This window comes from Methyloversatilis sp., assembly GCF_051861465.1.
Classification (GTDB): Bacteria; Pseudomonadota; Gammaproteobacteria; order Burkholderiales; family Rhodocyclaceae; genus Methyloversatilis.
The window spans coordinates 25,899-38,163 of the sequence record NZ_JBHYCQ010000006.1; the positions used below are offsets into that span (position 1 = coordinate 25,899).

Below are 12,265 nucleotides of genomic sequence, written 5' to 3' on the forward strand. Positions count from 1 at the left end.
CCTTCACCCCTTCGGTCTGGCGACCGCATGGACGTCCTGCGGCAGGCTGATCGAAAACTGGCTGCCGCGTCCGTGTCCGCCACTGGTGGCGAGCAGGTTGCCACCTTGTGCTTCGACCAGATCGCGCAGCATGTACAGGGCCATGCCGCGGCGGCGTGGAGAAGGCAGGGTCGACTCGGCGGGCGCAAAGATCGTGGGCAGCGCGTCGGCTGCGATGCCTGCGCCGTCGTCGGACACGGTGATCCGCACCCATCCATCGAGCGTGTCGACCGAAAGGCGTATTTCGCTGCCGTCGGCTGAATGACTGGATGCGTTGTCGAGCAGCCGGGCGATGATGCCGATCAGGCGCACCGCATGGCCCCGCGCAGCCGGCAATCCGGCCGGCCAGGAGGTCACCAGACGCTGACGCCTGCCTTCGAGCGTGCGGCGTGCCTGTTCTGACGCTTGACCCAGCACCGTCATCAGGTCGATCGGCCGCCGCTCGAACATGACATCGGCGCCACCGGGCTGGGCCGCCGCGACCAGATCATCCACCAGTCGCGACATGCGACGGACCTGTCGCTTGATGATGGCCGGCAGCCGGGCGCGCATCGCCTCGTCCTGCCGCGCGCGGCTGAACAGTCCGGCCGCCGTGCGGATCGGGTGCAGCGGCTTGCGAAGATTCTGGGCCACCATCGACAGGAAGCGGATCTGCCGCCAGCGCACCTGATCGGCGTGCTCGTCGAGCTCCCGTGCGGCGAGCAGTGCCAGCGTCAGGTTTTCGTTGGCTTCACGCAGATCGCGCACGTGCATTTCGCGCTCCGCCAGCACGAATTCGTGGCGCGACATCGGCAGCGGCTTGACCGGGCCGACGCGCGGTATCAGGCCGACCGCGCGGGCGGTGTCTTCACGGTGAAAGTCGAAGCAGCCGCCGCCTTCGCGTTTGGCGCGATACATCGCGACATCGGCGCGGTCGATCAAGGTGCCGGCGTCATCACCATCTTCCGGAAACAGCGCAATGCCGATGCTGGCCGACAGACGCAGCACGGTGTCTCCGACGTGGCAGGGCTCCGTCAGCGACGCCAGCATCTTGGCGGCAATCTGGGCCGCATCCGACGCCTGGGTCACTTCAGCCAGCAGCACCAGGAATTCGTCGCCGCCGTAGCGGCTGACGGTGTCCGAGTCGCGCACCACATCTTCGAGACGGCGCGCGACCTCGCACAGCACGGCGTCGCCGACCGGATGGCCGAGCGTGTCGTTGATCGGCTTGAAGTAGTCCAGATCGATGAACAGCACCGCGATGTGCGTACCGCGCCGTCGGGCCAGCGTGATCGCGCTGTCCAGCCGGTCATTCATCAGGGCGCGGTTGGGCATGCCGGTCAGCGGGTCGCGCTGGCTGTTGCGCGCCAGTTCGTCCAGCGTCAGTGTGGCGCTTTCGGCGATCGCCTCCGCCTGCAGGGCGGCGAGCACGAGGTTTTCGTTCGCTTCAAGCAGATCGGCGGCCTGTGTCGCGCTGAAGGCATGCTTCAGCTCATCGAGTTCGCGCTGCAGGCGCGTCAGTTCGCCTTTCAGCGCATGGGCCTGCGCTTCGAAATGCGCAACGGTCGCGTCGGCTGCGGCGGCCGGCGCTTCATCCGGCGGCCGGTTGCTCATGATGACCTGAACCCGCCGTGGCGAGTCAGGTTGCCGAACCCTGAAACGCCGAACCATCCAGTCCGTCCGCATCGCGCCGCGCCGGCTGCCCGCCGAGCAGTCCTTCCTGGCCGGTGATCCGGTCGCCGATGCAGATGCCTGCATCGCCGATGGTGAACTCACGCAGCTCGTTCGAGTGCGCGCTGCCGCGCACCTTCACCACGGCCATCACGCGCCTGAGCCGGCTGTCGACCTCGACATAGCGCTGCACGATGATGGCATCGGTCATGAAGGCGGTGCCATAGGGGCTGAAGCGCAGGTCGTTGAAGCGATCTTCCAGTTCCGATGTCATCAGCACGGTGACACCGGTGCTCGCCAGTGCCGACACCAGACGGGACAACGATTCGCGGAAGTCGGCGCGGAAAGTCGGCGCCAGCGCCAGTTCGAAGCCGGACAGCGAATCGATGACGACCCGGCTGGCTTTCAGGCGGTTGATTTCGGTGATCAGCAGACGGGCGATCTCATCGACCGATACACCGGGTGCGCTGCTGTCGACCACGCCGATGCGGTCGGCCCGGATCAGCGGGGCGAGCGCTGCACCCTGGGCCAGCCGTGGCCGCTGTTCGAAGGCGGCGATGACCGACGTTTCACCCTGGCGCGCACCTTCGGTCAGAAAGGCCGTGGCCAGGGTGCTCTTGCCTGAACCTGACGGGCCGGCGACCAGCAGCGAAAAGCCGCGCGGCAGGCCACCCCCCATCATGTCGTCCAGACCGGGCACGCCCATGCCCACCCGGGCCGCACCGGCCGCCGCGCGGTCGACGCGCGGTGCGCCGGATACCTGCGGCGGCGCAAACACCTGGATGCCCGAACTTCCGATGCGGAAGGTGTGCAGGCCGGGCAGCGAAGGCTGGCCGCGCATCTTCATGATTTCCATCTTGCGCACCATCGAATTGCGTTCGACGCTCTGGCGCAGCCAGATCAGGCCGTCGGCGACGGTGAAGATCGGGTTCGGATCACAATCGCTGAAGTATTCGCCGATCAGGAAGGTGGTCGCCTGCCAGCTCGTCATCAGCACGCCGAGATTCTGGATGAAGTGCTGCAGCGTGATGAAGGACGTGCCTTCGTTCTGGCTGGCCAGAATGACCGACCGGAAGGAATCGACGAACACCAGCCCCGGTCCGCGCGCTTCCACCTCGGCCACGATGTGTTCGAGCACCTTGTCCAGATTGCCGCAGGCGACATCGTCGGCCAGATTCACGAAGCGGATCGAGCGGTTCAGCTTGTCCAGCTCGAAAAAATCGAACTGCTGCTGATAGCGCAGCATCTTCAGCGGCGGCTCGCCGAGCACGGTGAAATAGATCGCTGGCCGCTCGGGCGTGGCCAGTGCGAACATGATCTGGTGCGCCAGCGTGGTCTTGCCGCAGCCCGGCGGGCCGGCGATCAGATTGCAGGAGAACTCCGGCAGCCCGCCGCCGAGCACTTCGTCCAGCCCTGGAACACCCGTCTTCAGGCGATTGATGCTTGCTTTGCCAGTGTTCATTGCGAGGTGTCCTGCGCGGCGGAGCCGCTTGAAGTGTTGTCGAGTACCGGCCGCAGCAACCTCTCGGTCAGTGATGCACCGATGAGTGTCGACAGCAGATCACGGAAATTTTCGAGCAGCGCGCCATGAGCGGCGGCGGCTTCGGCTTCGGCCTGCAGCAGCAATGCACTGCGCAGGGTGGCCACTACATCCTGCCCGGCCGCGGTATCGCAGACCGGAGCGAGCCAGGGATGGGTGTCACGCGTCAGATAAAGGCTGCGCTTGACGAGCGCGGCTACGCCGCGCTGGCCGATGATGGGTGAAAGACTTGCGTGCAGCGTCTCCCATGCGGCGACTGCCGCATCGAGCGTGGATGCAGCCGAAGGCAGTGGGGTGGCGGCATCCGCCTGGTGAGATCCCGCTTCCCCGACGTCTCGTGAGTCGCTTTGCATCGATGGTCCGGTGGTGGTTGGCTCGCGGCTGCTTGCTGATGGTACGCCCCGGGACCGTTCTTCCGTTCGGCTTTTCGCGCCGACGCCCCCGGGCTGCCTGCGGTGCGGCAGCAGTCGGGCGGCCGGGCGCAGCATCCCGTGCCGGTTAATTGCTGGACACTCCGCTCGGCGGCGGTCCGAACACGATGTCCACGCGCCGGTTCATCTGCCGACCCGCGGCGGTGTCGTTGCCGGCCACCGGCTGATCTTCGCCGAAAGCGCGCGTGCTCAACCGATCCGACGCCACACCGAGCTTGACCAGTTCAGCCATGACGGCGTTCGCCCGGCGCCCGGATAGCGCAAGGTTGCTCGAAGCGGAGCCCACGCTGTCGGTGTAGCCCTCGATCGTTGCGCTGCGTTGCGGGTTGCGCTTGAAGAAATCGGCCAGACGGATCATGTCGGCTGATCCGCTGGACAGCAGATCCGCCTTGCCGCTGTAGAACAGCACGCCGCCCAGCGTGACGACCATGCCGCGATCGGTCTTCTTCGCATTCAGGGCGGTCAGTTCGGCTTCCAGCGTTTCGACCCGTGACCGGCTCTGTTCCATGCTCGCCTGATCGCGCAGAGCCGACGATTCGGCCTCGGCAAGCTGATTGCTCTTGACCTGGCTGCGTTGCTCGGAGGCGATCAGCTGACGGCGTGTGTTGTCGGCCTCGGCCGTGCGTTCGGCCAGCCGCATGCGGTCGCGCTCGGCGGCCGCTCCCGCGGTCACGGCCTGTGCCGCGCGACCGGTCGCGGTTTCACGGGCAATCACGATGCGCTGGTCGGCCAGATAGGCGAGGTGGTCGACGGTGTCCTTGCGCGTGCCCGCCGTCCAGGCCTGTTCGGCTTTGCTGACGGACGCTTCCGCGTCGCGCAGTTCGTCGGCGGCCAGCGCGCTGACCTGGGGATCGCTGCGCGCGGCGACCACGCGTTCGCGTGACTGGTCGAGCGCGCTGTTGCGCTCCGGCACGCTGCTGCAGGCGGCCAGCGAAGCGCCGAACAGCGCGATGCACAGGGTGCGGATCTTGGTATGGGGTGTCATCTGGGGCTCCTGATGCGCTGAACGTTCAGGTCAGCGAACGATCTTGCGGTTGATTTCTTCCTGCAGCACGCGGGCGGCGTTCTGCGACTCGGTGGCGCTGCGCTGCGAGCGCACTGCCTGCGCATGCGCCTCGGCCACGTGGGCATCGAGCTCGGCCTGCTCGGCCAGCTGGCCGGCGCGTTCGTAGTCCTTGTTGACCACCGCCTGGCGGGCACGGGTGAGCTTGCCGATGGCGATCTGCAGTTCGGCCGGGGCGCTTTCGCGGGTGCCGGCGCTGCTGGCCCGTTCGACAGCGGCTTCCGCGACGGCCATCTTTTCCACTGGCAGCGGCGTGGAGGCGCAGGCGCCAAGCAACAGGGCAGCCAGTGCCAGGGCCAGCAGGGGCCAGGTCGTCCGGACCATGGCTGGCAGTGTGGGTGCGACGCGGATGTGCGGGCTGTGCATGGTCATGGTGATTCCCTGGGCAATGTGTCCATCGACTGCGGCCGGGTGGCGGACAGTGGTGGTGAGGCTCCGGACGCAGCCTGAACGCCGGCCGGTCCGCTGTCTGTCTGTTTGCGCACATCCGTGCCGGCGCGCGCCATGGGGCCGCGCGCTCGAAGTGCGGCAGCGCACAGACCGGAAGAGGCCTGTCGCGCAGATTTCTCGCGCGCACTGGCGCCGCACGCCTACGCTCCGGCCGCCCGTCGGAGCGGGGCCACACTTGCGCCGCGCCGGGGACCCTCATGCAAACAAGCCCGCAGATCGAACAGACCCGGCGACGACGGGTGATCCGGCGTCTGCTGGACGAACTTGCGTCATGCGATCCGGATGACGACGCCTACGAGCGCAAGCTCGAACTGCTCGGCCGGCGCATCGCGCGCCGCGTTCCGCCGATGGACGGCTCGGCGCCTGGGCACGCGACCGCAGCGCGTCCGCGCGCGGCAGGTCGAAGGTCGCATCAGGCAGCCGCTGGCTGGCAACCCTTCTGGCGACGGCAGCGTGCGCGGCTGGCACGGCTGGGCGGCGCGATGATGAATCTGATCAGGGCCGCATCCCCGGTGCACGCAGCGGGCGGCCCGCGCCATCCTTCGCATTTGCGACCGGATGTGCCTGTGGCAGACGGGGCGGCTTGCCCGACCGCGCCGGACGGCCGGCGGGTCGGTCGGCTGATCGGCCGATTCGGGGCCGGACAAGCGGCCGAGGGCGCCGACTGCCATTACATGCTGTATGAACCCGCATTCCGCACCGCGGGTCCTGCGCCGCTGCTGGTCATGCTGCATGGCTGCAATCAGGGCGCCGCCGAATTCGCTGCCGGCACGCGCATGAACGAGGTGGCGGAAGATTCGGGCGTTGTCGTGCTGTACCCGGAACAGTCGATGGGTGCCCATGCACTGCGCTGCTGGAACTGGTACGCCTTGCAGGACGTGTCGAACAGCGCCGGAGACGCGGCCCTGATTGCCCGCCTCACGCGCCGGGTGATGCAGGACCAGGATATCGATCCGGCGCGCGTCTATATCGCCGGCATGTCGGCCGGCGGTGCCATGGCGGCAGTGCTTGCGCGCGACTATCCGGGTCTGTTTGCCGCGCTTGGCGTGCATTCGGGCATTGCGGCAGGACGCGCACACGACGCGCTGTCGGCCATGCGCATCATGGCGTCCGGGCCGGACAAGCTGCCGCAGGACCTGCTTTCGCCGACCGAACAAGGGGCGCTTCGGCTGCCATGCATCGTCTTCCACGGCGACGCGGACACCACCGTGCATCCGTCGAACGCCGATGCGCTGTACGCCGCTTCGGGTCCGGCTGGCGACGATGCGGCGAGCGGGCATGCATCGTCCGAAGCGACGCCTCCGGGCGAAGGGCAGCGCGGCTACACCCGTTCCGCCATGTTCGGCGCGTCGGGCGTGAGTCGGAGCGAGCGCTGGATCATTCACGGCGCCGGCCATGCATGGACAGGCGGCGACGGCATGCAGCCCCATACCGATGCTTCGGGACCTGACGCATCGAGACAGATGATGCGTTTCTTCCTGCAGCATCATCTGAACTCGAAGATTTCGTAGCGGATGTTGCCGGCCGGGATGCCGCTTTCCTGCATCCGGGCCCGGACCGCCTGCAACAAGCCTTTCGGACCGCAGAAGCTGATGTCTATCGTCGCTGGCGGGTGCGTGAAGACCAGGGCGTCGAGCGCATGACCGAACGCCGGATCGCCGCCACCCCCCTTGACCGGAAAGAACGCCGCACCGCGTTCCTCCGCCTGCCCGCGCAAGCTGTCGACATCGGGAAAATCGCGGCCCGGGCTGCAGAAGTAGAACAGGCTGACCCGGTCGAAGTGCTTGCCGCCGGCATCGGTCAGCCAGGCGACGAAGGGTGAAATGCCGACGCCGCCGCCGATCCATATTTCGCAGCGCGAGTCGGGCAGGCGCTCGAAACGCCCGAATGGCGCATAAAGGTCGGCGTGCATGCCGATCCTCGCACGCGAGACCAGTCGCTGCGTGTAGTCACCCAGAGCCCGGATGACGAACTGGATCCGGCCGTCCTGCCGGCTACCCGTAGCGATGGTGAACGGATGCGGTTCGCGCAGTCCATCCTCGCTGAGCGACAGGAATGCGAACTGCCCGGCCTCGAACCGGATCGGTTGCCCCAGCGGCCGCAGATCGAGGTGCACCGCCGAGGGGCCGTGCTCGACGGCCACGATTTCATACGCCGCGTGGCGCGACATCAGCGGATACAGCAGAAGTTTGTAGACCGCAGCGGCCAGGCCGAGGCCACACAGTGCCGCCAGCCAGACACCTGCCGGGCTGATCAGGGCGATCGGCGACTTGATGCTGACGGCGTGAAACACGACGACCAGCAGTGCCGGGCCGGACAGCTTGTGCCACCACCGCCAGACGCTGTAGGGAATGTTCCGGTTCAGTGCCAGCAGGATCAGCAGCATCAGTGCGACGAAACCGGACTGTCGGGCCAGTCGCGCGACCGCCGGGTCGAGCGCGAAGATGGCCGCCTTTGTCCAGCTGTCGCCGTCTGCCTTGAACAACAGGTGAGCGGACGCAAACACGAGGGCCCAGATGCCGAGCCACTTGTGGGTGCTGTAAACGCGATCAAGACCGCCGAAAGCGGATTCGATCCATTGCCAGCGTGCGCCCAGTATCGCTGCAGCGGCCATCAGCGCGAGTGCGGAGACACCCGCGCCGAGGCTGAATGCGCCGAGCGTCAGCCGGCTGTCTGCGGGCAGTTCCAGGGTCACGAGAAGGACGCTGACAGCTGCTAGAGAGAAGATCAGGGCCCGGCTGTCGGGGATCATGGATTTCCGTATCGAGGGTGGGGTGAGCGGACGCGCGCCCGAAGCCACGGAGTGCAGCGGTCGGGCCTGGAAATGCAGGCTTCATTTCGAGGTCTGGAGGTCACCGACGTCTGCTCGGTGACGCACAGACCTTTTGTGTGTCAGCAGACAGACAGCGTCCGCATGACTGCGTACCGTGATCTTGCCGGACTGCACAGGTCCGGGTCCGTCCATGCAGTGGCCGCTCCGGCCGCGCCTGCGACGTGACGGCAGATCACGACACGAGGACACCCATGAAAACACTCCATACCCATGCGCTGGCGCTTGCCATCGCCCTTGCCTTCAGCACTGGCGCCATCGCTGAATCACTGACCAAGGCCGAGCACAAAGCGGCCAAGGCGCAAATCACATCCGATTACAAGGCAGCGAAGAAGGCCTGCGATTCGCTGTCCGGCAATGCCGAGGACATCTGCGAGGCTGAAGCGAAGGGTGCCGAGAAGGTCGCCAAGGCCGATCTGGAAGCGAAACGTGCGCCGTCCGGTACGGCGCAGTACAACGTTCGCGTGGCACGTGCCGATGCGGCCTACATGGTGGCAAAGGAACGTTGCGACGACCTCGCCGGCAACCCGAAGGATGTCTGCGTCGAGGAAGCCAAGGCCGCGCGCACCACTGCCAAGGCCGATGCGACGGCGCAGATGAAGATGTCGGAAAGCAATACCGCAGCCGGCGAAAAAACGAGTGACGCGCGCAGCAAAGCGGCCGAGCAGAACGCCGAGACGCGCAAGGAAGCGAAGGAAGACAAGGTCGACGCGCGCTATGACGTCGAGCAGGAGAAGTGCGACAGCCTCGCGGGCGACGCGAAGGATCGTTGCATCGACGCGGCAAAGATGCGCGCCGGCAAGTAAATCAGTCTCACATGCAGCACCTCGCGGCCGCCCGGCCGCGATATCCGGATACGAGGTCACAACATGAAGACGAAATCAAACATTGCAACGATTGCCATCAGTGCGGCATTGCTCCTCGGCCTGAGCGCCTGCTCGGGCATGTCGGCGCGTGATCGCAACACCGCCATCGGCGCGGGTGCGGGTGCGGTCGGCGGTGCGGTCCTGACCGGCGGCAGCGCGGTGGGCACCGTCGGTGGAGCCGCCGTCGGTGGCCTGATCGGACGCGAAATCAAGAAGTAAGCCGGCCATTGAGCGCTGGCTTGGTACAGGGGGTCATGCGGCGCGACCGGAAGCGGTCCCGCCCCATGGCCCCTTTCAGATGTGCAGTTGAACGACGGAGTTTTCCATGAAGAAGAATGCGCAAAAGCTGGGTGCCGTGATGGTTGCCGGCCTGTTTCTCGCGGTGCTGTCGGGATGCCAGAAGGAAGGCCCGGCCGAAACCGCCGGCAAGAAGCTGGATGCTGCGGTGGGCAACACCTCGGACGCGATCGGTGATGCGACCGAAAAGGCGGGCGACAAGCTCGAAGAAGCCGGCGACAGCATCAAGGATGCGACACGGGGCGACGGAAAGTAAGGTCACGCCGCGGGCGCTGCGTTCGCTGCCGAACAGACACTGTTTGGTGTGCGACACACACTTGTCATCGCGGGGCGAACCCTGCCTGCAGGGTCGTCAGCGCTCGGCGGGTCCGCCGGATCTTCAATGCAGTGGCGAGTTTCAGGGCTGCGCCCGCTTGCCGGCTGCGCCTTAATCAAGGAGGCACGATGAATACGGATTTCAATGGTGGTGACGCAGGCATCCAGGGCAAGAAGGATGTACTGGTGAGTGATGTGAAAGCGGTGGTCAGCGACGCCGATGCCCTGGTCAAGCAGGTGATCGACAGCACGGCGGGTGAAATTTCCGCGGCGCGCACGAAGATCGAAACGCGTCTGTCCGATGCCCGTGCCGGCCTGGATCGCGCGGCGCATGCGGTGTCGGACAAGGTGCACCGCGCGGCGGACAACACGCGCGTCTATGTCAGCGAAAACCCGTGGAAGGCGGTCGGCGTGGCCGCCGCCGCCGGACTGCTGGTGGCGCTGCTGATGCGTCGCCGCTGAACACCACTGTCTCGCGGAACGGCTGCGGGCGACTTGCCTGCAGCGCTCAATCTGTAGCTGGAAACCGAAAGGACACGAAATGAACTGGGATATCGCCGAAGGCAACTGGAAGCAATTCAAGGGCAAGGTCAAGTCGCAGTGGGGCAAGCTGACGGACGACCAGCTCGACGTGATCGCCGGCAAACGCATCGAACTGGCCGGGCGGATCCAGGAAGCGTACGGCATTACGAAGGACGAAGCGGAACGTCAGATCGAGCAGTTCGAAAAGCTGAACGAAGACGGTACGCGAACGCCCGACAGGCTGACTTGAAGCGTGTTTGCCCACGCTGCGCGTCGACGGTCTGCCGCATCCGGCGACGGTTCGTCGATCGCGTGATCGGACGCTTCGTGTCGATACAGCGTTTCCGCTGCGAATCGATACATTGCGTCTGGGAAGGCAATCTGCGGGTCACGGCGGCGGAGCCGTCAGGCGCCGCCCCGTCTTCAAATCCGGGCAAATGAGTCCGGAACGCACTGCCGGTCAGACACCTGACGGCAGCCGTGCGCCATCAGGCGGCGGCCTCGGACATCGGGTGCCGCGCACGATCCTGCTGCTCGAACCCGACCCTGCGCGAGCGGGTCAGATCAGGCTTGCGCTGGCCGGGCCGGCCACCGCCTGCCTGCGTGTCGAATGGGTTGCCACGCTGCCCGATGCCCTTCAGTGCCTTGGCCGGGCGGAAATCGAGGCCGTGCTGCTGGACACCCGTCTGTGTGCCGGCGACAGCGTCGACATGCTCGATCGCGTTCGCCGGGTGAAGCCGGATGTTCTGGTGTTGCTGATGTCCCGACCCGGTATCGGATCCGTGCCCGGGCGTGTGGACGGCAGCGTCGCTGACGACGGGCACACCGGGTTGCGCAACGTTCAGGCGCCTTGGCTGCCGGGTACGCCGTGGGTACTGGGTACCTTGTGCCGTGACATCGAAGCCCGGCGACTGCCGTGCCCGTCCGCCGAAGCGGCGCTGACGCCGTGATTCTGTACGGCAGCGCACCGACGCGCGACTATGGCACGCGCATGCTTCGGGTGTTCCGGCCAGCGATGCCGCAAGGCCGGACGTTTCCTGACAGACAGGGTCGCCAACCGCTTGTCCCGTTCATCGAACGCCTGCGCGCGACGCCTTGCCGAGCGACGTCAGGCGCTCGTAAAGCAGTTTTCAAAGGAGTCTTTCATGCATGACATCAGACGATATCTGTCGGCCGCCTTTCTGGCCGTTGCGCTTGCCGGCGCAGTAGGCTGCGCGGCTACCTCGAAGCAGGAAGGTACTGGCGAATATGTGGACGACAGCATCATCACCACCAAGGTGAAGGCCGCCATCCTGAACGAGGAGACGCTCAAGGTCGCCGAGATCAATGTCGAAACCTTCAAGGGCGTGGTTCAGCTCAGCGGGTTCGTCAATTCGGCCGCCGACATCACGAAAGCGGTTGCGGTGGCGCGCGCCGTGGGCGGCGTCAAGTCGGTCAAGAACGACATGCGCCTGAAGTAAGACGCAGCCGTCCGCAGCACTCAAGGCCCTTGCGCACGATGTGCGCAAGGGCCTTGTCACGTGGCGTGCGCGCAATGTCAGATGCTGATCGCGCCACGTGCCCTGACCTTGCCGGTCGCCTTGTCGAGCAGCGCCTTCACTTCTTCCGGGGTCGGCAGCAACGCCTTGAATTCCGGTGCCTGGAAGTACAGATTGACGCGATGGTTGCCGAACGGCTCAAGTGCGTCGCACGACACATAGTGCTGCGTGCCCTCGCGCGCGTCGGTGCGTTCGTCGATGAGGTCGAATTCGCCGGTTTCGCAGTTGGTGTCGCCGACGCGGACGGACGAGAAGTAGGCCGGATCGTCCTTCATGATCAGGGCCGTCCAGGCGCTGAGCTGCGCGGGTGTGACCCGCTCGCCGAAGGTTTCTATCGTCAGCTGCAGACCCATGCGGTCACCGCTGCGCCCGGCGAGGAAGGTGCAGATTTCAGTGTGGGTATCGACCGGCGCATCGGCCTGGCCCTTGTAGAGGTTCAGCACGTCCGTCGCCGGAAGGCGCACGATGCCGAAGCCCATTTCAGCCAGATCTGCGGTGTCGACGAGGTCACACGGTGTCTGGCCGGCTTCGCCGGCCGATGCGCCCTGGCAGCATGCGACCACCATCATCGCGAAGCCGTAGCGGCGTACTGACGTCGCATTCGAAGTCATGTTCCGTCCTCCAGGGGCACCAGCGAGGGGCGACGCAGATGTCCGCTTGCATGCCGGGTCGCGCTGCCGTCGCGTGCCCACGAAAGCGCACGGCAACGCAGCACCATCGTACA

Annotated in this window: 15 protein-coding genes; 8 read left to right on the forward strand and 7 right to left on the reverse strand. The window is 66.1% G+C overall.

The window, feature by feature from the left end:
• Positions 1-3 precede the first annotated feature (3 nt).
• From ACTIFF_RS09880 to ACTIFF_RS09900, 5 genes are all read right to left on the reverse strand, one after another.
• On the reverse strand, positions 4-1,632 hold the full coding sequence (locus tag ACTIFF_RS09880; RefSeq protein WP_439536671.1) for a diguanylate cyclase domain-containing protein: 1,629 nt from the start codon (positions 1,630-1,632) through the stop codon (positions 4-6).
• Positions 1,633-1,657: 25 nt separating this feature from the next.
• Positions 1,658-3,151 (reverse strand): RAD55 family ATPase, encoded by a 1,494-nt coding sequence (locus ACTIFF_RS09885; RefSeq protein ID WP_439536672.1) that lies wholly within the window; start codon positions 3,149-3,151, stop codon positions 1,658-1,660.
• Positions 3,148-3,582, reverse strand: a complete 435-nt coding sequence (locus ACTIFF_RS09890; RefSeq protein WP_439536673.1) for a hypothetical protein — start codon at positions 3,580-3,582, stop codon at positions 3,148-3,150. The genes ACTIFF_RS09885 and ACTIFF_RS09890 overlap by 4 nt, the downstream gene beginning before the upstream one ends.
• A 145-nt stretch (positions 3,583-3,727) precedes the next feature.
• A complete protein-coding gene (locus tag ACTIFF_RS09895; RefSeq protein WP_439536674.1) occupies positions 3,728-4,645 on the reverse strand; it encodes an OmpA family protein in 918 nt (305 codons plus the stop codon).
• 30 nt (positions 4,646-4,675) lie between these two features.
• Positions 4,676-5,095, reverse strand: a complete 420-nt coding sequence (locus tag ACTIFF_RS09900; protein WP_439536675.1) for a DUF4398 domain-containing protein — start codon at positions 5,093-5,095, stop codon at positions 4,676-4,678.
• Between the two features lie 275 nt (positions 5,096-5,370).
• Between ACTIFF_RS09900 and ACTIFF_RS09905 the strand changes: the two genes are divergently transcribed.
• Positions 5,371-6,684, forward strand: coding sequence for an extracellular catalytic domain type 1 short-chain-length polyhydroxyalkanoate depolymerase (locus tag ACTIFF_RS09905; RefSeq protein WP_439536676.1), 1,314 nt, complete (start codon positions 5,371-5,373; stop codon positions 6,682-6,684).
• Here ACTIFF_RS09905 and ACTIFF_RS09910 read toward each other — a convergent pair.
• A complete protein-coding gene (locus ACTIFF_RS09910; RefSeq protein ID WP_439536677.1) occupies positions 6,660-7,868 on the reverse strand; it encodes a ferredoxin reductase family protein in 1,209 nt (402 codons plus the stop codon). The genes ACTIFF_RS09905 and ACTIFF_RS09910 overlap by 25 nt on opposite strands.
• Before the next feature lie 329 nt (positions 7,869-8,197).
• On the opposite strand from ACTIFF_RS09910, the gene ACTIFF_RS09915 reads away from it, so the two are divergent.
• The 7 genes from ACTIFF_RS09915 (at position 8,198) to ACTIFF_RS09945 (ending at position 11,463) form a co-directional block, all read left to right on the forward strand.
• Positions 8,198-8,809: a hypothetical protein gene (locus ACTIFF_RS09915; protein WP_439536678.1), complete on the forward strand. Its 612-nt coding sequence runs from the start codon at positions 8,198-8,200 to the stop codon at positions 8,807-8,809.
• A gap of 63 nt (positions 8,810-8,872) precedes the next feature.
• Positions 8,873-9,088: a glycine zipper 2TM domain-containing protein gene (locus tag ACTIFF_RS09920; RefSeq protein WP_439536679.1), complete on the forward strand. Its 216-nt coding sequence runs from the start codon at positions 8,873-8,875 to the stop codon at positions 9,086-9,088.
• Between the two features lie 106 nt (positions 9,089-9,194).
• Complete coding sequence (locus ACTIFF_RS09925) at positions 9,195-9,422, forward strand: hypothetical protein (RefSeq protein ID WP_439536680.1); 228 nt, start codon at positions 9,195-9,197, stop codon at positions 9,420-9,422.
• Positions 9,423-9,610: 188 nt separating this feature from the next.
• Entirely contained in the window at positions 9,611-9,943 is a 333-nt protein-coding gene (locus ACTIFF_RS09930) for a DUF883 family protein (RefSeq protein ID WP_439536681.1), read from the forward strand.
• A gap of 79 nt (positions 9,944-10,022) precedes the next feature.
• Complete coding sequence (locus ACTIFF_RS09935) at positions 10,023-10,253, forward strand: CsbD family protein (RefSeq protein ID WP_439536682.1); 231 nt, start codon at positions 10,023-10,025, stop codon at positions 10,251-10,253.
• A 187-nt stretch (positions 10,254-10,440) separates the two neighbouring features.
• Complete coding sequence (locus tag ACTIFF_RS09940) at positions 10,441-10,953, forward strand: hypothetical protein (protein ID WP_439536683.1); 513 nt, start codon at positions 10,441-10,443, stop codon at positions 10,951-10,953.
• Positions 10,954-11,148: 195 nt separating this feature from the next.
• Complete coding sequence (locus ACTIFF_RS09945) at positions 11,149-11,463, forward strand: BON domain-containing protein (protein WP_439536684.1); 315 nt, start codon at positions 11,149-11,151, stop codon at positions 11,461-11,463.
• Between the two features lie 77 nt (positions 11,464-11,540).
• Here the strand turns inward: ACTIFF_RS09945 and ACTIFF_RS09950 are convergent, their stop codons facing one another.
• Positions 11,541-12,152, reverse strand: a complete 612-nt coding sequence (locus ACTIFF_RS09950) for a hypothetical protein (protein WP_439536685.1) — start codon at positions 12,150-12,152, stop codon at positions 11,541-11,543.
• Positions 12,153-12,265: the final 113 nt, after the last annotated feature.

Bases quoted from the DNA above. Each gene is read 5' to 3' on its own strand.
- ACTIFF_RS09945 (WP_439536684.1), top strand. From the start codon at position 11,149: ATGCATGACATCAGACGATATCTGTCGGCCGCCTTTCTGGCCGTTGCG.
- ACTIFF_RS09895 (WP_439536674.1), bottom strand. From the start codon at position 4,645: ATGACACCCCATACCAAGATCCGCACCCTGTGCATCGCGCTGTTCGGC.
- ACTIFF_RS09925 (WP_439536680.1), top strand. From the start codon at position 9,195: ATGAAGAAGAATGCGCAAAAGCTGGGTGCCGTGATGGTTGCCGGCCTG.
- ACTIFF_RS09890 (WP_439536673.1), bottom strand. From the start codon at position 3,582: ATGCAAAGCGACTCACGAGACGTCGGGGAAGCGGGATCTCACCAGGCG.
- ACTIFF_RS09930 (WP_439536681.1), top strand. From the start codon at position 9,611: ATGAATACGGATTTCAATGGTGGTGACGCAGGCATCCAGGGCAAGAAG.
- ACTIFF_RS09935 (WP_439536682.1), top strand. From the start codon at position 10,023: ATGAACTGGGATATCGCCGAAGGCAACTGGAAGCAATTCAAGGGCAAG.
- ACTIFF_RS09905 (WP_439536676.1), top strand. From the start codon at position 5,371: ATGCAAACAAGCCCGCAGATCGAACAGACCCGGCGACGACGGGTGATC.
- ACTIFF_RS09880 (WP_439536671.1), bottom strand. From the start codon at position 1,632: ATGAGCAACCGGCCGCCGGATGAAGCGCCGGCCGCCGCAGCCGACGCG.
- ACTIFF_RS09885 (WP_439536672.1), bottom strand. From the start codon at position 3,151: ATGAACACTGGCAAAGCAAGCATCAATCGCCTGAAGACGGGTGTTCCA.
- ACTIFF_RS09940 (WP_439536683.1), top strand. From the start codon at position 10,441: ATGAGTCCGGAACGCACTGCCGGTCAGACACCTGACGGCAGCCGTGCG.
- ACTIFF_RS09920 (WP_439536679.1), top strand. From the start codon at position 8,873: ATGAAGACGAAATCAAACATTGCAACGATTGCCATCAGTGCGGCATTG.
- ACTIFF_RS09915 (WP_439536678.1), top strand. From the start codon at position 8,198: ATGAAAACACTCCATACCCATGCGCTGGCGCTTGCCATCGCCCTTGCC.
- ACTIFF_RS09900 (WP_439536675.1), bottom strand. From the start codon at position 5,095: ATGACCATGCACAGCCCGCACATCCGCGTCGCACCCACACTGCCAGCC.
- ACTIFF_RS09950 (WP_439536685.1), bottom strand. From the start codon at position 12,152: ATGACTTCGAATGCGACGTCAGTACGCCGCTACGGCTTCGCGATGATG.